Annotated in this window: 20 protein-coding genes and 1 tRNA gene; 10 read left to right on the forward strand and 11 right to left on the reverse strand. The window is 68.1% G+C overall.

Translation table 11 applies throughout. The features are described 5' to 3' along the window. Positions 1-7 precede the first annotated feature (7 nt). From AC068Z_RS35375 to AC068Z_RS35390, 4 genes are all read right to left on the reverse strand, one after another. Positions 8-2,086, reverse strand: a complete 2,079-nt coding sequence (locus AC068Z_RS35375; protein ID WP_478565311.1) for a hypothetical protein — start codon at positions 2,084-2,086, stop codon at positions 8-10. A 78-nt stretch (positions 2,087-2,164) separates the two neighbouring features. Next, positions 2,165-2,491, reverse strand: a complete 327-nt coding sequence (locus tag AC068Z_RS35380; protein ID WP_478565314.1) for a hypothetical protein — start codon at positions 2,489-2,491, stop codon at positions 2,165-2,167. Between the two features lie 588 nt (positions 2,492-3,079). Then, complete coding sequence (locus AC068Z_RS35385; protein WP_478565316.1) at positions 3,080-4,561, reverse strand: S8 family serine peptidase; 1,482 nt, start codon at positions 4,559-4,561, stop codon at positions 3,080-3,082. Between the two features lie 30 nt (positions 4,562-4,591). Continuing rightward, positions 4,592-6,022, reverse strand: coding sequence for a S8 family serine peptidase (locus tag AC068Z_RS35390; RefSeq protein ID WP_478565319.1), 1,431 nt, complete (start codon positions 6,020-6,022; stop codon positions 4,592-4,594). Positions 6,023-6,358: 336 nt separating this feature from the next. Here AC068Z_RS35390 and AC068Z_RS35395 point away from each other — a divergent pair, with 336 nt between their 5' ends. Next, positions 6,359-6,907 (forward strand): hypothetical protein, encoded by a 549-nt coding sequence (locus AC068Z_RS35395; RefSeq protein WP_478565322.1) that lies wholly within the window; start codon positions 6,359-6,361, stop codon positions 6,905-6,907. A gap of 74 nt (positions 6,908-6,981) precedes the next feature. Here the strand turns inward: AC068Z_RS35395 and AC068Z_RS35400 are convergent, their stop codons facing one another. Continuing rightward, entirely contained in the window at positions 6,982-7,446 is a 465-nt protein-coding gene (locus AC068Z_RS35400) for a hypothetical protein (RefSeq protein WP_478565325.1), read from the reverse strand. Between the two features lie 484 nt (positions 7,447-7,930). Between AC068Z_RS35400 and AC068Z_RS35405 the strand changes: the two genes are divergently transcribed. Further along, on the forward strand, positions 7,931-9,589 hold the full coding sequence (locus AC068Z_RS35405) for a serine hydrolase (protein ID WP_478565328.1): 1,659 nt from the start codon (positions 7,931-7,933) through the stop codon (positions 9,587-9,589). Positions 9,590-9,647: 58 nt separating this feature from the next. Here AC068Z_RS35405 and AC068Z_RS35410 read toward each other — a convergent pair whose 3' ends face one another. The 4 genes from AC068Z_RS35410 to AC068Z_RS35425 all read right to left on the reverse strand — a co-directional run bounded on the left by AC068Z_RS35410 (position 9,648) and on the right by AC068Z_RS35425 (position 13,230). Further along, complete coding sequence (locus AC068Z_RS35410) at positions 9,648-10,148, reverse strand: DUF6415 family natural product biosynthesis protein (protein ID WP_478565331.1); 501 nt, start codon at positions 10,146-10,148, stop codon at positions 9,648-9,650. Position 10,149: 1 nt separating this feature from the next. Then, on the reverse strand, positions 10,150-10,683 hold the full coding sequence (locus AC068Z_RS35415; RefSeq protein WP_478565334.1) for a hypothetical protein: 534 nt from the start codon (positions 10,681-10,683) through the stop codon (positions 10,150-10,152). A gap of 123 nt (positions 10,684-10,806) precedes the next feature. Further along, positions 10,807-12,057, reverse strand: a complete 1,251-nt coding sequence (locus AC068Z_RS35420; RefSeq protein WP_478565337.1) for a helix-turn-helix domain-containing protein — start codon at positions 12,055-12,057, stop codon at positions 10,807-10,809. A 477-nt stretch (positions 12,058-12,534) separates the two neighbouring features. After that, positions 12,535-13,230, reverse strand: coding sequence for a class I SAM-dependent methyltransferase (locus AC068Z_RS35425; RefSeq protein WP_478565340.1), 696 nt, complete (start codon positions 13,228-13,230; stop codon positions 12,535-12,537). A 113-nt stretch (positions 13,231-13,343) separates the two neighbouring features. On the opposite strand from AC068Z_RS35425, the gene AC068Z_RS35430 reads away from it, so the two are divergent. The 7 genes from AC068Z_RS35430 to AC068Z_RS35460 all read left to right on the forward strand — a co-directional run bounded on the left by AC068Z_RS35430 (position 13,344) and on the right by AC068Z_RS35460 (position 17,172). Continuing rightward, positions 13,344-13,409, forward strand: coding sequence for a DUF4259 domain-containing protein (locus AC068Z_RS35430; RefSeq protein ID WP_478565472.1), 66 nt, complete (start codon positions 13,344-13,346; stop codon positions 13,407-13,409). Between the two features lie 59 nt (positions 13,410-13,468). Beyond that, a complete protein-coding gene (locus AC068Z_RS35435; protein ID WP_478565475.1) occupies positions 13,469-13,663 on the forward strand; it encodes a hypothetical protein in 195 nt (64 codons plus the stop codon). Between the two features lie 118 nt (positions 13,664-13,781). Next, positions 13,782-14,849: a hypothetical protein gene (locus AC068Z_RS35440; protein WP_478565343.1), complete on the forward strand. Its 1,068-nt coding sequence runs from the start codon at positions 13,782-13,784 to the stop codon at positions 14,847-14,849. Positions 14,850-15,209: 360 nt separating this feature from the next. Further along, positions 15,210-15,413, forward strand: coding sequence for a cold-shock protein (locus AC068Z_RS35445; RefSeq protein WP_143638655.1), 204 nt, complete (start codon positions 15,210-15,212; stop codon positions 15,411-15,413). A 58-nt stretch (positions 15,414-15,471) separates the two neighbouring features. Beyond that, a tRNA-Met gene (locus AC068Z_RS35450) sits at positions 15,472-15,548 on the forward strand. 120 nt (positions 15,549-15,668) lie between these two features. After that, entirely contained in the window at positions 15,669-16,235 is a 567-nt protein-coding gene (locus AC068Z_RS35455) for a hypothetical protein (RefSeq protein ID WP_478565348.1), read from the forward strand. A 154-nt stretch (positions 16,236-16,389) separates the two neighbouring features. Then, on the forward strand, positions 16,390-17,172 hold the full coding sequence (locus AC068Z_RS35460) for a DUF4253 domain-containing protein (protein ID WP_478565351.1): 783 nt from the start codon (positions 16,390-16,392) through the stop codon (positions 17,170-17,172). Between the two features lie 25 nt (positions 17,173-17,197). On the opposite strand, the gene AC068Z_RS35465 is transcribed toward AC068Z_RS35460, so the two are convergent. Further along, complete coding sequence (locus AC068Z_RS35465) at positions 17,198-18,130, reverse strand: pyridoxamine 5'-phosphate oxidase family protein (RefSeq protein WP_478565354.1); 933 nt, start codon at positions 18,128-18,130, stop codon at positions 17,198-17,200. 4 nt (positions 18,131-18,134) lie between these two features. Further along, positions 18,135-18,767 (reverse strand): hemerythrin domain-containing protein, encoded by a 633-nt coding sequence (locus AC068Z_RS35470; protein WP_478565478.1) that lies wholly within the window; start codon positions 18,765-18,767, stop codon positions 18,135-18,137. A 242-nt stretch (positions 18,768-19,009) separates the two neighbouring features. Between AC068Z_RS35470 and AC068Z_RS35475 the strand changes: the two genes are divergently transcribed. Continuing rightward, positions 19,010-20,029: AfsR/SARP family transcriptional regulator (locus AC068Z_RS35475; protein ID WP_478565357.1), on the forward strand; the 1,020-nt coding region annotated here is incomplete at its 3' end.

Below are 20,029 nucleotides of genomic sequence, written 5' to 3' on the forward strand. Positions count from 1 at the left end.
TGCCGTTTCACCTGGGCTCGTCTGCGCTGACGAAGCGATCGAGGTCTGTGAGTACGCGATGGACTTCGGCTACCGCGCTGCTGTTCCCAACTTGGGTGTAGGCATCTTCAAGTTGCTGCAGAATTGCTCGGACCGAGCGGGAGTTGCCGAGTGCCTCTTCGGCTCGCCATGCACGTTCCAACCAGGTGCAGCCTTTGTCGAGGTCCCCGGACTTTATGCCGGCTGTCCCCAGGACTCGCAGAGCCAGCGCGCGGCCGTATGCGTTCGCCTTTTCCTCGCACATCGCCAGGCTACGCAACCCCAAGTCTTCGGCCCACGTGTAGTGTCCCAGCTCGACGAGGGCGCGTGCTGCGTCGTACAAGCCGCGCGCTTCACGGACGGCATTGTTGTTGCGCCGGGATTCTCTGGCGGCACGCAGCCCCCAGCGGACGGCTTGGTGGTACGAGCCGGAGCGTAGTGAGAGTTCCGCCATGGCGTGTTGGGTGGACGCCGCCTGGCTGCTGTCTCCGCGTGCACTCTCAATCCTGAGGGCCGCCAGGAGCTGTTCCTTTGCAGCGTCGAGTTGCCCGGCGTCGGCGAGCGCCCTTCCGAGGCCGCGTCGGCAGTGTGCCTCCATGGGGTGGTCACCTGCCATGGCGGCTCGGAGGCCGCGCTCTTGGACCTCGAGGGTTTTGGGAACGTCCTGCCGCCAGTAGAGGTAGGTGTTGACACACCAGGCGAAGCGGGTGGCGAACTCGTAGTCATGGCTGACTGACGCTTCGTCCATCAGGCGGACCATGGTCGGCGTGATGGTGCTGAACCACGTGAGTGCCTCAGGAACGGTGAAGCGGACCTCGCCGGCGATCCGTTCCGCTGTGTTTCCCAGCGAGATGGGGGACCGATTGGGATCGATCGCCTGGTCGGCTGCGAAGCTGAGCGCGAGGTAGGTTGTGCGGATCCGGCGAGCGATGTCGATCTGTCGTTCGGCGTTCAGTACTTGAGCGCGTGTCTCTGACAGGTACGCCCGGATGATGTCGTGCATTCGGTAGTGCCCTCGACTGATCTCGTCGATCAGAGACGCGAGACTCAGTGTGCGCAAGGTTCGGTCGCACCTTGATTCGTCCTGGTCGAGGACGAGGCGCAACACGGCGCTGGAGAGCTCGGTATTGGGCAACATCGATGCTGCGTACAGGACGAACTTGGTTTCAGGGTCGAGGTCTTCGACGGACCAAGAGATGACCCTTCCGACCTCTATGCCGAGATCAGCGTCATCCAGGAATCGAAGCGGGGTATCTCCAGACTGGATTCCGTCCAGTGCGTCCCGAAGATCCCATGAGGTGTGGACGGCGAGTTTGGCGGCGACGATGGCAAGCGCCAGGGGATGTCCTTCCAACAGCTCGACGATGCGGGTCGCGCTCTGGTTGTCCCTGCCGACTCGGACGAAGCCCACTCGTTCCGCAAGCAGTTCGATGCCTTCTTCGATGCTGAGCAGAGGCAATTTGAGGACCTGAGCCTGGTGTCGAATGATCATTTCGGGGATGGCGCGTCGACTTGTGACAATCAGACTGGAACCCACGCCGGGTACAAGTTCTCGGATGTCTTCGTAAGTCGACACATTATCAATGATGACTAGGCATTTCTTGCCGGCTGTCGCTGCGAGAAATGCGCTTCCCCATCCTGTTTCGTCGGTCAAATCAGAGCGACTTACGCCAAGTGCGGCCAGGAAAGTGCGCAGTGCGTCGCGGGGTTCTACCCTCGGGGCATTCGAGTATGCCTGCATGTCGACGAAGAACTGTCCGTCGGGGTAATATTCCAGCTGCGATCCCGACCAAGCGAGTGCCAGAGTGGTCTTGCCTGATCCGGCTAGACCCCACAGTACACAGCACCGGGATCCTGAAGACCCCATGGCGTCGTCCATGGCCTTGAGGAGATGCGAGCGGCCGATGACTCGGCCCACACCGCCGGGAAGCATGTGGGGTACTTCTGTGCGGTTCACCGAAGGAGAGCGCTGGACATATATAGGGCCTGACGACCCCACCTGCAGCAGCTGATTGGCCGACAGGCGTTCGGCAATGTTATGCGGAGCGCCTTCTTGCTCGGGATTCACTGCGCCTTCCCTCCGATCTTTTCCGTGGGTGCGGTACAGACGCTTCCCTGGCGCTTCGTATCCCGGCTGAGTTCTGCGTTACATCGAGACGCTACCAATGTTCTGGGCTTGAATGAGTTTCTGCACATTGCTGGATGTGACGGAGTTGTTCACGCCAGCGGAGATGGAAAGCCTGTGTAGATGTTCCCGGAACGTCGGGTCCTGGCTCGCGTGCTTGAGCAGCAGGATCTGAAGTTCATGCCTGTCATCCGCAGAGAGTGCTCCGTGCTCCGCGCGAGTCAGTATCTCCAGCGCGTGTGAAGGACTCTGATCGCGGGCGAGGCGTCGACGGATGAGGTCGATGAGTGCAGCGCCGGATCCTTGAGAGATCTTGACGAGCGCGGCGGTCACAATAGCCTCGGTCACGCGTCACTCTCCTCAATTGAGTTGGCACATCCGGGCGGGTTGGCGTGCTGGGAGAACGCCAATCGAGTTTGCGGACGCAAGCAAAGGGATCTTTCGGCGGTGTCTGCAGGCGGAACACGGACACAGGTAACGGTACCCTCCGCATTGGTCGCCGGAAGCGCAATGCAGGTGAAGAAACGATTCAGCTAATGGTCACCTGCGTATCAACCAGAAGGTGATGATCTCCTGTCTGGGCTCCCCGGGCCGCGTTCCGCGCCACGCCCGCTGAGAAGAGCAGCCCAGGTAAGTCAGTCCCCGCCTCACGGGGCATCCCTTGGCCAGGGTACGGATGGTCTTGGTGGACTCTCTGTTGCATCTCGACCGCGCGCTCAACGGAATCGTCCCCTCCGGAGGTGGATGCCAGCGGCGGCTGACGCGATGCGTTTGACGCGTACCGTGCATGAATTGCGGTGTGTGCCGTGGGGCGAACTCGGTCCGGCGACCTGCGCACCGTCATCTCACAGCAGGTGGCCCCGCCTTACGTCTTTCCCCTCGCCGTGTGCTTGCTCATCGAGGAGCCGCTGATGACGCGTCGCGCGGACGCGGAGCTCAGTAGACGGCGGCAGTCACGAGAGGGCCGTAGTAGCGGCCGCGGATGGGGTGTTGGGGGTCGCCGTAGTAGCCGTGCTGGGGCTGTCGGCGCTGATAGCCGGTGGCGTCGTCGACGATGGTGCGGACGGTCCGGGCGGGATGGTCCGCCGGACAGTCCCGGCGGGCGACGCACAGCGCGGCCACTCCGGCGGCGATCCCGGTGGCCGGACCGGTGCCCGTGGCGAGGAAGGGCAAAGGTTCGTCGGCGGGCCCGGTGGTGGCGAGGCACACTCCGGGGGCGGCGACCAGGTGCCGTCGGTCGGCCTCGGCGCGGGCGAAGCTCGCGAGGGGAATGGCGACTTGGTCGTCGACGAAGCCGAAGCTGCCCATGTCGGTGCCGCGGCAGTGGGCACCGGGACCGCCGCCGGGGCGGCCGTTGAAGTCGGCCATGGCGGTGGCGGTGAGGACTTCGTCGTAGGCGGCCGGTACGGAGAGCGCGATGTCATAGCGGATGCTGCCCGCGGCCGCGACAAGGGTGACTCCGGCCCGGGTTGTCGCGCACACCGCCATGTGGAGTGCGTCGTGGTTGTCGGCGCCGCAGCGGCCGTCGTCGGCGGGCGTGAGGTCGGAGCGGCTGAACGCCATGGTGGCGACGTGGATGTCGTTGGCGGCGTCGGTGTCGGTGCGGGTCGCGGCGATGCGGTCCAGCGCGCACAACAGGGCCGCATCGGTGGCGTCGGCGCCGCCGTCGGGGAAGACCTTGTAGGACCACAGGGGGCTGCCCGGTGCGGTGCCGACGATCCCGAGGCGGTTGTCGCGGGCGCCGACGATCCCGGCCAGGGCCGTGCCGAAGCCGTCCGGGTCGGAGAGGCTGGCCCCGGGGACGAGGGGAGCGCCGGTCACGCAGTCGGTGCCGCCGCGGACGTTCAGTTCGGGGTGGCCCGCGGTGATGCCGGTGTCGATGACGGCCACGTTCACGCCGTGGACAGAGCCGCGGCCGTCACCGGAACGGGCGGACGACTTCTCGGCGTCGATCCGGTCGGCCCATTCGGGCAGGCACTGGCGGCGGGTGATGTCGAGTGCCCTGCGGCACGGTGAGGAGATCGGCGCGGCCGCGCTGCCGGACGTGGTCGTTCGCGGGTTCAGGGGAAGGGGGCGGACGCGTTGGGCAGCGGATCGGTAGCCGTGCTCGCGGGCGACGAACCGGACCCCTGGCGCGCGCCTCAATTCGGCGGCCTGTGCGGGCGTGAAGTCCGCCGCGTAGCCGCGCAGCGCGTGTCGGAACACAGCCCTTGGCACGGCAGCCGTATCCATGGCCTTGAGCTGGCGTGTGGCGAGTGCGGCTGGATCGGTGCCTGGAGGATCGTCGAGGACCACGATGTAGCCCTCCGGGCGCTCCGGCTCCGCGGCGCGTGCCGACGTGGGCACGGAGCCCTGCAGCGACAGGGCCGTGGCCAGGGCCAGCGTGGACAGCACGGTGGTGGGGCGGGGACGGTTCACGCCTGCTCCTGTCTCGCGGTACCTGACGGTCTAGTAGCTGCCGGCGTGGATGAGAGGGCCGTAGCGGCGGCCGGTGATGGGGGTACGGTCGTCGCCGTCGAAGCCGTAGCGGGGATGTCTGCGGTTGTAGCGGTCGGTGTCACCGGCGAGGACGCGCACGTTGTCCGCGGGCGTCGATGTGCCGCACCGACCGTGGGCGATGCACAGCACCGCCACCCCGGCCGCCGCGGGAGCCGCGAAGCTGGTGCCGTCCACGGCGGCGTACCGTGCTTCGGGGTCCGAGCTGGTGGTCAGGACACAGATGCCGGGCGCGGAGACCGTGTGCCGCCGGTCGTCCCTGCTGCGGGCGAAGTTGCTGAACTCCAGAACCGCTTGGTCGTCGGCCGCTCCGAAGAACCCGTAGTCCGTTCCGTAGCAGTCCGGCTCGGCCCGCGCGCCCGGGCGGCCGTCGAAGTCCGCCATGGCGGTGACCGCGAGCACTTCCTGATACGCGGCCGGGCTGTGCCGTGCCAGGTCGACGTTCTCGTTTCCGGCCGCGGCCACCGGCGTGACACCGGCGCGTACGGCGGCGCAGATCGCCATGTGCAGCGCATCGCCGGACACGGTCCCGCACGCCTCGTCGTCCGTGTCGTCCCGGCCGTCCTCGTCCGACCCGAAGCTCATGTTCGCCACGTGGATGTCGTTGTCAGGGTCTTCATCGCCGCGGGTCGACACGACCCAGTCCAGGCCGCAGAGCAGCATCTCGTCCGAGGCCAGCCCGCTGGCGTCGTCGGGGAACACCTTGACGGCCCACAGCGGTGCGCCTGGTGCCACACCGACGATCCCCGTGTCGTCGTCCTTCGCGGCCACGATTCCGGCGGCCTCTGTCCCGTGCGGGTCGCCCGGGATCAGGCTGGTGCCCGGGGCGACGGGGCTCCCGCTGAGGCAGTCGACGCCGCCCCGTACGTTCAGGTCGGGATGGGCACCGTCGATGCCACTGTCAATGACGGCCACGTTCACGCCGGTGACGCTGCCCTGCCCGTCCCCGGAACGCGCGGAGGACTCATCGGCCTCGATCCGGTCAGCCCATTCCGGGAGGCACTGTTGCGGCCCGGTGGCCGTCCGGCAGGCGATCGCCTCGTGCCGGGTGGGGGCCGGAAGCCGGTGCGTGCGCTGCGGACTGACGAACCGTACGGCGGGATCGGAACGGAGCTTTGTCGCCTCGGCTGACGTCAGCCGGGCCGCGTAGCCGCGGATCGCGTGCCGGAACACGGCCGTCGGCGCGGCGCCGTACCGCCGGGCGAGCGTCGATGACACCGCACCAGGGTCGCCCGCACTGTCCTTGAGGACCACTACGTAGGGGGCTCGTGACGCGGCTGTTCCGGCAGAGCTTCCGGCCGCGGACGGTGTTGCCGCCCCGGCGAGAGCGAGCAGCGCCAGGGCGCTGGAGAGCGCGGTCGCCGGACGTGACGGACGCTTCACCTGTGTGCTCCTTCGTCAACGGAACGCCGCGGTACTCGAGTGGTCACACCGGCACAGCGTCGTCGGACCGAACCCGGCCGGGCGGGAAGTGCGCACATCGCGGGGCCGTGTTCACCCGAGGGATGGCGGTCAAGCCGCCCTCTGGCGGTATGCGGTCCGGCCCTGATCACACGCCCTGATCACATGTGTGGAGCGGCAGCCGCCGCCGGCGCGTGCGGGTGCTCGCCAGGAAGGGGCTGAGCCACGCCGTACTCCCCGACGGTCGTAACTCTGCTGCTGGGTACGGAAGATCTGGTAGAACGACGAGCTCAGGGGCGTCGACTGCATGGGGGCGGCATGTTTATGGATCAGCTCGGCACCTTGCTGGCTGTGGCCGTGGGTGCCGCCGGCTCGTATGCCACCACGACGCTGACGGAGCGGACGCGGTGGCGCCGTACTCAGACCGAGCGCTGGCAGGAGAAGAAGTTCGAGGTCTACGCCCGGTACGGCAATGCGCTCAAGGAGCAGATAGGGATCACCCAGCGCATAGGCGCGGCTCTGGGGTACGCCCACGTCGTCGATCCACTGGATCCCGCCGAGGGGCTACCGCTGCTCGCCGAGGCGGAGGCACGCCGGGCCGTCATGTGGGAGTCCGTGCTGCTGATAGGCGACGCCGAGACCGTCGCGGCGGCGCGGTCATGGCACGAGGCGATCTGGACCCTGGAACTCCATGTACGAGAGCCGCGCCACGACGCGGAGGGGTGGACCCGCGATTCACAGCGGGTGAGCCAGAAGCGCGATGCGTTCTACACCTGCGCCCGAAGCGAACTGGGGGTCGCCGGGCCGCCGCCTCCGTCCGGGAACTGGCCCCGTGAGTGGCGGCAGCCGAGCGGGACCGGGAACTGAGCCGACCTGGCAGGATTGCTTCCTGTACGTCGCTGTTCGGCGCGGGGCTCCACGATCCGGTGCGTCCGTACGCCTCACAGGTGCTGCTTGGCCGCTCTGACCAGTCGGCTGATGTCGTCCCGGGTCCGTACCCTGGCATCGTCGAGTTCGGTTCTACTGTCTGTCTTGGACAGCGTCGTGACGTCCGCGAGCACGTCCTCCGCGGCTTGGCTCAGCGTCTCGTCATCGGTGAGCATCTGGGCCCGGAACAGTGCCTCTTGGGCGTTGGAGCGCAGGTCGTAGGCCCGGATCCGTACCGTGTCGGGGTCTTCCCGCGGTGGTTGTTCATGCTCGCAGAACCAGAGGTGAACCAGGCAGCGGCGGTAGTTGACCAAGGTGCCGGCGTAGGCGGAGAAGGCATCGAGTCGTTCCTGCCGCAGTCTCTCCTGCCGGGTGAATTGGTGGCTCCTGTCGGTCGTGCGCAGCTGGAACGCCAAGGTGATCCCCGACCCGAGCAGCGTTCCCAGGACGGCTATACCGCTGGCGATGATGGTCTCCACATCCCAAGCTGATCATGTATCGCCATCCCTCGTGGGTCGTAGGCCAACTTCGATGCAGCACGCTCTCCGACCGAGGTGGTGCGGTGGGGGACCGCATGCACGGGCCGAGCCTCCGCCCCGGAAGTGATGTCAGTCCCGGCGACAGGGCATGGTCGGCTGCTGTAGCGGGCCGTTCGTGGTCATGTTTCCCGCGTTGAGTGGAGTCCAGGCGTGAGGCGCGCTCGATGTCGCAGTTGGCCAGCCAAGCCCACGGCTGGGCCAGGAAGTGTGGTGACCAATCCCAACATCCCAGGGCGGCGCCGTCCCGAGCCGTCCTCGCGTCATGCGAGCGGTGTCCACACCAAGGGCCGTACCCGTGGGCGTGCGACACCGTCAGGACTCCGTCCGGGCGAAGCCCGGGGCCTGAACGGGCGAGCGTGACGACGTGTGACGGTTCCCTCGAACAGCCTGCCAGGGCGCGACAGGTGCCGGGAGAGGGATTCTCATGGAAGACATGTCCCGATTCGACCATGCTGGCCCCCGCCACCTTCGCTCCGCCGCGGCACTTGGCCTGGTAGCGGCGCTGGCCGTCGGTTGTACCGATGACGGTTCCGACGCCGATGCCGACACCACCGCCGCCGGCCGTGCGGCGGCGGCGACGTCTCCGCTGCCCACCGCCCCACCCGCCCAGCCGCCGTCGCAGATCTCCCGGGCCGAGGTCGAGACCGCGGTGGACCAGTTGGACGGCGTCGTGCAGGACTACATGCGCCGCACAGGTGTGCCCGGCGTCGCCGTGGGCGTGGTGCACGACGACGAGGTGGTGTATCTGAAGGGGTTCGGCGTGCGCAAGGCAGGCACCAAGGACCGAGTCGGGTCGGACACCGTCTTCCAGCTTGCGTCGGTCTCCAAGCCGGTAGCGTCCACCGTGGTCGCCGCGGCCGTGGGCGAGGAGACCGTCGCCTGGGACGACCCGGTCGTCGAGCACAGCCCCGGCTTTGCCCTGAAGGACCCCTGGGTCACCCGCCATGTCACGCTCGCCGACCTGTTCTCGCATCGCAGCGGGCTGCCTGACCATGCCGGAGACCTCCTGGAGGACCTCGGCTACGACCGCTCCTACATTCTCGACCACATGCGCTACCAGCCGCTCGCGCCCTTCCGTGCCGAATACGCGTACACGAATTTCGGGCTGACCGAAGCCGGGGTCGCCACCGCGCGAGCAGCTGGGACCAGTTGGGAAGAGCTTTCTGCCGACAAGCTGTACCAGCCACTGGGTATGAACTCCACCAGTTCCTCCTTCGCCGATTACGAGAAGGCGGAGGACAAGGCCACCCTGCATGTACAGAGCGGGGACACCTGGCGCGCCGAGTATGTGCGTGACGCGGACGCCCAGAGCCCGGCCGGCGGGGCCAGCTCCACGGTCCGGGACATGGCGAAGTGGATGCGCCTGCAACTGAACGAGGGCAAGTTCGAGGGGCGGCAGGTCGTCGACGCCGACGCGCTCGAGGAGACCCATCTGCCCCACATGCTCAACGCGCCGCCGCCGTCGCCCGCAGGCCGGTCCGGGTTCTACGGCCTCGGCTGGAACGTGAGCTATGACGACCAAGGCAGGCTGAAGCTCGGCCACTCCGGAGGCTTCGCGCTGGGAGCCGCCACCCACGTGGCATTGCTGCCCTCGGAGAAGCTCGGCATTATCGCGTTGACCAACGGCCAACCTATCGGCGTGCCCGAGGCGATCACCGCCACGTTCCTCGACACCGCGCAGACGGGCGGGCCCACCGTCGACTGGCTGACCTTCCTCGGGCCGATCATCAAGCAGACGTTGGCGGGGGAGCGCTCACCGGTCGACTACAGCAAGCCTCCGGCCTCACCCAAACCCGCCAAGGCGAACAGCGCCTACACCGGAACGTACGCCAATGACTACTACGGCCCGATGACCGTCAGCACCCAGGGCGACGAACTCACCATGCAACTCGGTCCCAAGAAGCAACGGTTCACCCTCACTCACTACGACGGTGACACCTTCAGCTACAGCACCACCGGCGAAAACGCCGTCGGCCTGTCCGGCGTGACCTTCACCGTCGGCTCCGGCGGCCGCGCCGACAAGGTGAAGGTCGAGAACCTCGACACGACTGGTCTCGGCACCTTCACGCGGGAGGACCAGTAGCACCTCGTCAGGCCCTGAGTACGCTCTTGGTGAGGCACAGGCTGGCCGGACAGCATGATCAGCTCGGTCGGACGGCGCCGGCGCAGTGGTCGTGGATCTGTCCGGAGCCGACGGCTCCTGCGGAAGGACTGACGTCGGCGTACGGCTGGCTGGCCTCCCCGTCTCGGATGGGCCGGTCGCATGCCAGGCACATCCGTACGCCGGTGAGGGCGTCGTAGTGGTCGCACAGCGCCATTAGCGATCGTGCGAGCTTGCGGGCGTAGACCATGGCGTCGTACGTCCGCGGTCCGCGCACGGCGCTGAGTTTCCTGCGGGCTTCGCCGGTGCAGACGAGTGCGCAGTAGCGGGGCACGTCGTCCTTGGGCAGCCGTACGGCGAGTTGTTCGATCTCCGGGATGACCAGCTCCATGTGGCCGCGCAGCAGCCCGGTCAGCGTCTCCAGGGAGTCGGTGTCGGTGGGGGTTACGTCGGGCGGGAGGATCAGGGCGATGTTTGCGCGCATTGTGGCGATGTCCGCGGGCAGCGCTGCGATCGTGGCTGGGCGGTTGGCCTGCTTCACGTCAGGTCCCCGTTTCACTGTCGGCCGGACCGCGGCCGGCCATGACGAGCTTCAGGACGTCGCTGACCCTGCACAGCCGGCCCGGCCGGGGCATGGGTACGGCCCAGTACGAAGCAGGGGAGGGCTCCCTGAGCTGGGTGAGATCGGCGCGGGGCACGCCCAGGTAGGTGCCTTCGCCGAGACACGCGGCGGCTGGTGCCAGCCAATTTTCGGCGGTGCCGGGCGGTACGAGGGCGTAGTAACGGCTGCCGCAGGGGTCATGGATGACCGGACCGCTGTTGAAGGTCCAGCCGAGCCAGTCGTTCACGGTGGGCAGGTCGCTGATCCCGGCCACACTGCGGACGAGGTCCTCAGAGAGACGGACCGCATCGAAGAGCCGCCCCAACGGGATCAGAGCGAGACCGGCCTTGCTGCTCCACTCGCCGTGCACGGCGCTGGGGGAGGGGTGGGCGGAGGCCAACCAGTCCTGAACCCTCGCGGTGGGCGGCGGACTCGCCGGTGGGAATGTCCCGTTCGGGGCCGTACTGTTCGTCATGTCGACGCTCCCTCAAGGCGTTGGCCACGCCCCGGGACCGTGTCAGCGGTCGCCGGGGTTTTCGTGGTTGTTGACCGTAGGAGAGTCGAGCGGTGGGTAGGGGCACAGTTTGTGCCCCTACGTTCATGCAGCCAACATTCCCAGCTTTACGGCGAGTTCGGAGGCGCGGTGCCGCCTCGCCGGCACCTTGGATTCCGTCTCCTCCAGAACGATCCGCTTCGCGTACCCGTTGTACTGAATCGTCTCGGGGGCAGCCTCGTGTGCCTTGTCGAGTGTTGCCAATGCGACATCGGGCTGCCCGTCCAACTGATAGCCGCGCGCTTCCTCAATACGGTGTCGTGCGCGGCGAGGGCGGGACGGGATCGTAACGGCGTCTGCGGCGGCAGCCTGCCGCACGGACTCGCCGCCTTGGTGCAACTCCACGGCGACCGTAACCGCGTGCGCGCCCATGATGGCCTGGGAGAACGACGTTACGGGATGGTAGTAGTCGGCGGGCAGCCGGTTGGCCATGGCGCGCGCTTGGTCCCAGTACCGCCACGCCGTTCCGGTCTCCCCACGTCGGGCAGCGGTGTACCCCGCCTCGAAGGTCAGCGCACCTGTGATGGCAAGGACCTTGTTCGGCGCATCGGGCAGCAGAGGCTCGAGGAAGGCGAGTGTCTCCAAGGTCACTGCGTCCGCGGCGTCGAAGTGGGCCGGCCCCGCGTCACGGTGAGCCTGCGCGGCCAGCCACGCGGCCACACCAAGGGCGTGCGGGTCCTCTGACTCGTGGGCGGCGACCAGGCCTCGCTCGGCCACGCGCCACAGTAGTGCGGGGTCCGGTTGGTAGGCCGCAAAGAACTGGCACAGGGAGTAGACCTCGGCGAGGACTGATTGCGCCGCGCGGCGGTCCGCAGCGTGCTCTGCCTGCCGTACGGCGAGGCGGGAATCGGCGATCAGGTCCGGCAGTAAGGCGCCGACCACGTCGCGGTGGTTGGGCGCGGAATGGCGAGCCTGCCAAGCGCGGGCGAGGCGGGCGGCAATGTGCGCCGCGGAGGACGCCTCGCGCTGCGTGGTCAGGGGGAACGCGTCGACGGCCGCCTTGACCGCCGCCAGCCGGGGATGCCCAGGGCCGGTGAACAGGGCGACGTGCATTGACTGGCTACCGGTCAGGTCGGACAGATCACTCACCCGGAGTACTTCGGCGATACGAAGGATTACCTCGAGCTTCGGCGTCTTGAGGCGCCCGGACTCGACGCCCTTGACCCACGACCCGGACTTGCCCACGAGTCCGCCCAACTGCTCACGGGTGAGTCCTTTGCGGGTGCGGAGGATCTGCATGCGCTGACCGAACACCAGCGTCTCGGCGTACGGGTCCGGGCTAGCGATTTCAGACATCACGGCCTTGCCCCTCCTAGCAGCTTCGTCACTGCCAGGGTAGGGGCAGGGCCGGTCCCATGTGACCTGGTTCCCCTTGGGCTGCCCGCTGTGGCGCAGCCTGCGCGCCTAGCAGCTGGCCGACAGTCTGATGCGCCTGGCGGCTTGTGCTCGCCATGTGATCCTGGCAGCGAAGGTCACCACCCATTGGCGACCGTATTGAGCGCGGTCAGGCCGGGGTATTCCTGCCCATGACCACCTCCCACCAGGGTCTGCTATTGGTCCCGGTGAATGACATATCGGGAGGCCTGGCTGCCTTCCATACACGCCGCTGTCGAAACCCACTGAAGGGATGGGATGGGTACGGCGCAAGCATCGCTGTGCGCCCCTGTCGTGCGCTGGGTCACGCATACGGGGTGCGAAGGAAGCTCGCGTACGGTGCCGGCGCGGATCGAACCCCGCTGGGTCACCTCAGCCCGGAGATCTGGGCGGGCATCGTCATGGGCGGCGAAGTCTGACGGCCAGGAAGTGGGGCTGTCGGTGGGTCTTGTCGTATCGGCGAGGATCAACCAGTCGGGCTTCTTCCACGGCGCGCGGTTCTCTCAGCTGTTCCAGCGCGAATCCGGCGCTGAGAAGCTCGCTGAGGAACTGCTCCAGCGTCATCCGCCAGTAGTTGATGGCGAATCCGTCGCCGAAGGGGAGCTCCACACGTTCGTCGGCGAAGTAGGAACCGCCGAAGTGTGTCCAGTCGCTGGTGGGGTGGGTGGTGGAGACAAGAAGGGCTCCGCCTGGTCGCAGAATGCGGCGGAGCTCCGCCAGCAACTGCCGGCGTGCGTCGATGTGGTGGTAGACGAGGGCCATCACGGCCAGATCGAAGGATCGGTCCTCCAGGAAGGCCAGCGGCTCCTCCAAGTTGTGGTGATGCAGGACCGCTCTGTCTTCGAGCCGCTCCTGCGCGGCCCGCAGCAGGGTCTCGCTCCCCTCGACGCCGACAACTTCTCCGGCCCCCAGCCTCAGCAGTTCGGCGGCGTAGTGACCGGCTCCACACCCGAGATCCAGGACCCGTAAGCCGTTTACGTCACCGGCGAGCTTGAGCATGGCCGGTCGGTCCGTATAGGCGTTGTAGGCGCTGTCTGTGGCCTGCAGGGCGAAACGCCTGCCCATCTCGCCGTGATACGCCGTCTCAGCTGTCATCGAGGCATCCTCGCAGGAGCCGCCACTTCCTGCGCACGGCCGTACCGCTTGCCTCCAGACCCCACTGTCGGTGGCTGATGAGACGGTCCGCCGACTGCCATGGGAGGAAAGAAATGGGCACCTGGGACATCGGCCCCTTCGACAATGACACCGCCGCCGACTTCGGAGGCGACCTGTAGTCACTGCTCAGCGTCAGGATGGCGAGCCGGCATGTGCGCACTACGGTCCGTCAGAGCCGCTGCCGGAGTTGCCCGCAGACCTTCGAGCGCTCGCCGTCGACGCTCTGGACCAGGTGGTGTCCGAGCGGCCTGAACTTGCCGAGCATTGGGACGACGCTGCCAACGGCTCGAAGAGGCGCCACGACGTCACCCGCCTTCGCGACGTGCTTGACCCTCCCGCGCCTCCACAGGAGGAAGCCCTCTTCGACATCTAAATGATCCCCCACGGTCACGGGTCGCGGAATCTGGACCGGGAGCCGAAACGGCCAGGTGTGTGCTGGTGTCGGTCCAGGACAGCCGGGGCTGTCAGTGGCTGGTGGCAAGATCGCTGATATGAGCTTTGTTCGTACCACTCCACCGCGGCCGCTCGACGTCGCCGCCGTCTTTCCCGAGTTGGCAACGCTGGCGAGGGAGGCGATTCGGCTGCATCCTCGTGCTGGGGCGCCCACGGCATACGAGAGTTCGGTGGGAGGCCCGTTGCTGTGGCCCGCCGAGGAGTCGTGGCCGCACTGCGAGGGCTCGCATCCGGGCAGCGGCAGGTCCACGTCACCTGCGGAAGTCAGACTGGAGCGGCGCAGACGGGCCAGACTGCACCGAGAACCTCACGGCCCTCACTACACGCCCGAGGAAGAGGCCATCAAGCACCGGAACGACGCGGCGTTCATGGAGCGCCTCGACGCCGGCCCCCCGTGGCCCGCGGAGAGCCCGGTCCCGATGCTGCCGGTGGCCCAGCTGTATCTGCGCGACATACCCCTGCTGCGGCCACCCGGCCAGGCCGATCTGCTCCAGGTTCTCTGGTGCCCCTACGACCACGAACCGAACTACAAGCCGGCGACCCTGCTGGTGTGGCGATCCGCCGCCGACGTCGTCGACATCCTCGCCACACCGCCGGAACCGTACGAGGTGGACCACGACGGCTACGTGCCGGAGCCCTGCCTGCTCGCACCGGAGCAGATCACCGAATACCCCAACAGCCTCGATCTGAGTGCGGAGCTTCGGAAGGTGGTGGGGGACTGGAGCAGATGGCAGGCGGCCGACGCCGGTCTGGACAGCTCGTACGCGGACTACCCGGCGGAGTTCTACGACGGCGAGCTGGCTGACGCTCCCGGCTGGAAGGTCGGCGGCTGGCCGCCGTGGGGCCGCACCGACCCGTATCCCCGCTTCTGCTCGGTCTGCGAGGTTCAGATGGTCCCGCTGTTGACCATCGCCTCCTTCGAGTGGGACGGCGGTACGCGCGGCTGGGCGCCGTACGAGGATCAGACCGACGCGTTTGCCGACAGTTACCGCGCCGGTCTCAACCCCGCTCAGCCGACCGCGGTCGAAGTGGGCAGCGCCGACAACATGCAGATCTATGTCTGTCCCGCGGCTCCGGAGCATCCGCACACCGACCTGATCCAGTGACCGTTCGTGCCCCTTGCCGCTCCACGGTGATGCGGGCGGCTGTCAGGGCGGGGGCGGTACCGCCAGGGAGGCCGAAGGCAAGGCCCGTACGACACCGGCACCGGGTACTTTCGCCCGCCCTCTGCGCCGCTGCTTCCGCCCGCCCCCTGCGCCGCTGCTTCGGTCCGCAGGCAGTGTCTGCTGCGTGCCCCACGCGCCGAGCGCCGTAGCGCTGCCGGAGGAGATTGTTGCAGACGCGTGGACGAATGATCGAATGAGGTGGCCCCGAGCGGGGTAGAACGGACGCCGGGAGCCTTGCCCCGCAGGGCACCCGCTATTCACCCCGGCCGGTACACCCGGCGCGAACTGAAGGATTGCAGTATGGCCAGTGGCACCGTGAAGTGGTTCAACGCCGAGAAGGGCTTCGGATTCATTGCCCAGGATGGCGGTGGTCCGGACGTCTTCGCCCACTACTCCAACATCGCCGGCAACGGCTACCGGGAGCTGGTTGAGGGTGAGACGGTCACCTTCGATGTGACGCAGGGGCAGAAGGGCCCCCAGGCGGAGAACATCGTTCGGGGCTGACCACGAGAAAATGCTCACCGCATCGCGTGCGGTCACTGCTGTAGAGTGGCATCACCGACGCGGGGTGGAGCAGCTCGGTAGCTCGCTGGGCTCATAACCCAGAGGTCGCAGGTTCAAATCCTGTCCCCGCTACCAAACACAGGGGCCCGGCACAGCCGGGCCCCTGTCGCGTTTCGCGGAACGGGCTCAGCCAGCTCATCGGGCGTGCGAGGTGGGGAGGTGCCCCTCGGCTAACCCCTCGGCTAGCCTCACGGCATGTCGCTCACCGTTGATCAACTGGCCGGGTATGTGGACCGCGACCTGGACGCCGACCTGTCCCGCTGGTTCGCCGACCGGCCACGTGCCGAGATACCGGAGTCGACCCGCCCGGTCGCACCGTTCCTCGCCAAGCTTCCACGCGCTGCCGCGACCGCCCTGGCCGGATTCGACCGCCGGGTCCGCTCGGGAACCGTGCCCCAAATCCTCGACATCCATGACTGGTCCTACGGTTTCGAGTTCGGGGCCAACGGCTGCCGGATCCTCGACTCCGACTACGAGACGGAGCTTTCCGACGAGGACGTGTGGTCCGTCGGCGCCGACGGCGGCGGCAACTACTACGTCGTGCTCGCCAGTGGCCGGGTCGGGCTGTGGTTCCACGAGGAGGAAGTCATCGAGCCTGACACCCAGTTCGACACCGTGGACGTCTTCCTGTGGTCGATCGTCCGGTACCAGGCCGTGCGTGCCGGCGTCCTGGACCTGGCAGCGGTGGAGGCAGACTTCCGCGCCCTCGGGCAACCCGGAGTCCTGGCGCCGGAGACAGGGCTCCTGTCTGCACTGACGTGAGCAGTGGCCGCGGACGCCCCAGCAGTACGACGACCGGCCCGGACTCGGCGAAGCCGGCCACGGGGACCAGCTGCCGGACCGGTCGTAGGGGTCGGTTGTCAGACCGTGGCTCTAGCATCCGGCTGTGAACCTCGCATCACACCTACCCCACGACATGACCCTGCCATCCGGCCGTCCGATCACCTCGGACGAGGGCGACGGCGACACGCAGCCCTTGTGGCTGAGCGATGGCCCGGCCTCGATCGAGCTGTGGTCCAGGCTGCGCGCAGAGCACCCCACATCGGGGCTGTGGCCGCTCCTGCTGGACGCCTTGGACCCGCTCGACGCGGACTTTCGCCCGTGGGCCTGCGGCGAACTGTGGCCCGAGCGCATGTCCTCTCCCGCCGAGCCCGACCCCCAGTGTCTCCTCACTCAGTGGTGGCGGGACTACACCACCATCGAGGAGGACGACGACGACAACCTCAGCCCGGAGGAACGCGTTGCCGTCACCGCCCCCTTCGGTCGGGCGTGGCCCGGCCCCGCCCCCGCTGCGGAGCTCGCGACGGACCCCGACGAGATGGCGGATCAGTACGCGCGAGTCTTCTTGTCCCGGAATCCACACGCGCGGCTCGGCCTCGTCCCGTCTGCTCGCGGCGCCGACGCCCTTGCTGAGGTCGGCTGGTCCGGGCCCGCGAACTACGACAACGACACCGCTTCGTTCTCAGCTGTCGTCCGTGACTGGGAGGACCGCTTCGGGGCTCGCGTCGTCGCTGTCGGTTTCGACACCCTTTACCTCAGCGTTGCCGCACCTCCGCGCACCCTGCAGAACGCCTTGCTCGTCGCCGCCGAGCACTTCGCCTTCTGTCCCGACACCATCTGGCAGGGCAGCCACCAGAGCCTGGAAGCCTACGCCGAAGACCTCATCGACCTGAACTGCTGGGGGTTCTGGTGGGACTGACGCGCCCGCCAGGCCGTCTCTCCCTTCAGCGCGTGGGCTGCCGCGCGGCCGCCGCGAGTTCCTTGAACCGCTCCCACTGCACCGGCGGCCGGGACAGCCCGCGCCGTTCGAGGTAGCGGTCGGTCGCCCGCCTGGTCCTGCGCAGTACCTTGACCGCGTCGCTGGGCCGTCCTGAGCCCATGGGTTCCACCACTTTCGCGGGGACCAGCAGCCAGCGGCCGTCGGTGTGGCGCAGTTCGCCCTGGACCAGTGCATTGTGCATGTGGTTGAGGAGTTCGTCATGCCGGTGTACCAGCAAGGACGCGGGGCCCGGTGTCGCGGTGCAGTCCGCGGGCACGTCGACGGCGAAGCCGCCGTCCGCCGCTGTCGGGCGCGTCCGGGCCAGCACCGGCGCTCCGTCGGGGGCACGGGCGGCCAGTACGGCGGAGGGGAACCGGGAGAGTTGGGCCGCGCCCGGCAAGTCGTCGGGGTTTTTGGTGGGGGCGGGTGGTGGTGCGGAATGCCCATGCGATGGCAGCCGTACGATCACCTGTTCGGGTGTAATGGTGATCAGCAGTCGCAAGTAGTACCAGCTCATCAGTCGGCGCAAGGGGAGGGAGAGGTAGGACCTGCTGTGCGGCTGGCGTTCGAAGAGCATGCGCCAGTAGTCCTCGGCGCCCTGCGGGCCCGTCATGATGTCGTCGGGGCAGGTGGCTCGGCCGCTGACGAAGATCTCCGGTGCGTCGGTGAGCCCGCTGCCGGTGGGGTCGGAGAAGAGCAGGGCGACGCGGCCGTCGCGGCGCACGTTCAGTGCCTTCTGGGCGAACGCCAGGGACGTGGTCACCAAGAGCGTGCCGTTCTCGTGGCACCGGGTGGCGGTCGGCCAGGCCAGGGGCGTGCCGTTCGGGCTGAGGGTGGCGAACTCGCAGGTGCGGTACGCGTCCAGGACATCGAGCGGGGCTGATTCGAGTACGGTCATCTCCCTACTCCCCGTCCAGCGGGCCACGGAGGGTGCGGCAGGCGGTGGCGTACTGGCGCCGCCCGAGCGTCTTCCACAGCACCCGGCCCAGCAGTGGCGTCCTGCTCAGGAAGTAGGCCCGCTCCTCGGGTGTGGCGTCCTCGAGGATGGCACCGAGCGGCACCAGCAGTTGACTCTTGGGGATGCCTTCCAGCCCGCGCCTGCCGAGCAGGTCCCATTCGGCGATGGTGAGGTGCTCGGCGACGAGGGGAAGCAGCAACTGCTCCTCGGCGTCGAGGTGTTCGATCAGCGCTGAGCGGTGCTCATCGAGCGTCAGAGCCAGTTCGGCCCGGGCGATGGAGTCCGCCGCGCCCTCCCATTCCGGCAGCCACTGCGTCGCGGCCGTCAGGCTCTCGTCGATGCGCTGGTGCTGCTGCTCCATCCGGTCGACCAGCGCTTTGTCGTGCGTGGCGCGGTCGCGCAGGAGCGGCCACAGCAACTCGTCCTCCAGGGTGTGATGGTGGTGAAGCCCGGCCACGTACTGCCGAAGGTGCGCGGCGATGAATCGGGCCCGCTCGGTAGCGCCGTCGGGCACGGCCCGTACCAGGCGGGGCAGGAGCGCCGACTCGCGGCGGAAGACACGGTGAACCACGACCATCTCATGGGTGTGGGGCTGCCCCGAGGGCGCGGGTTGTGCGGTGAAACGGCTTGCAGACACGCGGGCTTGCTCCAACTACGGCGACGAGGACAAGGGGAGATGCACACTCCCCGCCGCACACTCTGCCGTCGGCGCCTTGGAGTCGACTTGGAGAGCGGAGCCGCGGGCCGTGAGGGCGCCCGGCGTCGGCGTTTAGTGTCTGTTCACGGACCGTCACGGCCCAGGGGGTAGATTCCCTCGCCGTGCTGCGTATTCGAGTCCTGGGGGCGCTGAGTGCCGAGTTCGACGGCCACACCGTCGAGCTGGGGCCTCCACATCAGCGAGCCGTCCTGGCTCTTCTGGTCGTCGCCCGCCGCCGGGTCGTTCCCATCGACCGCTTGGTGGACGGCCTGTGGACCACGACACCTCCCGCGAAAGCGTCGGCATCGCTGTACGCCTACATCTCGAATCTGCGCCGGGCACTGGAACCGGGCCGACGGCCGCGCAGCCCCGCGAGCGTCCTGGTCACCGCGCCTCCGGGATACGCGCTGCGGCTGGACGACGACGCGGTGGACGCCTGGCGGTTCGAAACGCTGCTGGGCCGGGCCCGAGAGGCGGGTCCGGAAGAGGAACGTGGGCTGCTGATCGAGGCCCTGCGCTGCTGGCAGGGGCCGGCCTACGCGGAACACACGGACACCGACTGGGCCGGACCGGAAGCGGCCCGGCTGACGGAGCTGCACGCCCAGGCCCGCGAGCTGGCCGTCGCGGCTGACCTGCGCACCCAGCGTGCGGCACGGGCGGCCGCGGACGCCGAAGTCCTCACCGCTGAACACCCCTTGCGAGAAGAGGGATGGCGCCTGCTGGCCCTGGCCCAGTGGGCCTGCGGGCGACAGGCCCACGCCTTGGCCACTCTGCGCCGCGCCGCGCGACTGCTGCGCGACGAACTCGGCTGCGAACCGGGCCCGGCGCTGACGGCACTGGAGCACGCGGTGCTGTCACAGCGCCTCGAAGTACTGAACGCCGCCATGGCGATACCGGATCGTTCCGGGCGCGGTGACGAGCCGCCACCCGGAGCCGCGCGTACGGCCGATCGCCCTTGTCTGGCGGACCGGCCATATCCGGCTGACCGCCCTTCCCTGGCGGACTGGCCGTCCCCGGCTGACCGCCCTTCCCTGGCGGACTGGCCGTCCCCGGCTGACCGCCCTTCCCTGGCGGACTGGCCGTCCCCGGCTGACCGCCCTTCCCTGGCGGACTGGCCATCCCCGGCTGACGGCCCTTCCCTG

It is taken from the genome of Streptomyces sp. NPDC043726 (assembly GCF_056436565.1).

What these genes read in the sequence shown, in the direction of transcription:
- AC068Z_RS35420 (WP_478565337.1), bottom strand. Translation starts at nt 12,057, where the DNA reads ATGTCTGAAATCGCTAGCCCGGACCCGTACGCCGAGACGCTGGTGTTC.
- AC068Z_RS35455 (WP_478565348.1), top strand. Translation starts at nt 15,669, where the DNA reads ATGTCGCTCACCGTTGATCAACTGGCCGGGTATGTGGACCGCGACCTG.
- AC068Z_RS35425 (WP_478565340.1), bottom strand. Translation starts at nt 13,230, where the DNA reads ATGACAGCTGAGACGGCGTATCACGGCGAGATGGGCAGGCGTTTCGCC.
- AC068Z_RS35415 (WP_478565334.1), bottom strand. Translation starts at nt 10,683, where the DNA reads ATGACGAACAGTACGGCCCCGAACGGGACATTCCCACCGGCGAGTCCG.
- AC068Z_RS35445 (WP_143638655.1), top strand. Translation starts at nt 15,210, where the DNA reads ATGGCCAGTGGCACCGTGAAGTGGTTCAACGCCGAGAAGGGCTTCGGA.
- AC068Z_RS35465 (WP_478565354.1), bottom strand. Translation starts at nt 18,130, where the DNA reads ATGACCGTACTCGAATCAGCCCCGCTCGATGTCCTGGACGCGTACCGC.
- AC068Z_RS35470 (WP_478565478.1), bottom strand. Translation starts at nt 18,767, where the DNA reads ATGGTCGTGGTTCACCGTGTCTTCCGCCGCGAGTCGGCGCTCCTGCCC.
- AC068Z_RS35460 (WP_478565351.1), top strand. Translation starts at nt 16,390, where the DNA reads ATGACCCTGCCATCCGGCCGTCCGATCACCTCGGACGAGGGCGACGGC.
- AC068Z_RS35395 (WP_478565322.1), top strand. Translation starts at nt 6,359, where the DNA reads ATGTTTATGGATCAGCTCGGCACCTTGCTGGCTGTGGCCGTGGGTGCC.
- AC068Z_RS35440 (WP_478565343.1), top strand. Translation starts at nt 13,782, where the DNA reads ATGAGCTTTGTTCGTACCACTCCACCGCGGCCGCTCGACGTCGCCGCC.
- AC068Z_RS35405 (WP_478565328.1), top strand. Translation starts at nt 7,931, where the DNA reads ATGGAAGACATGTCCCGATTCGACCATGCTGGCCCCCGCCACCTTCGC.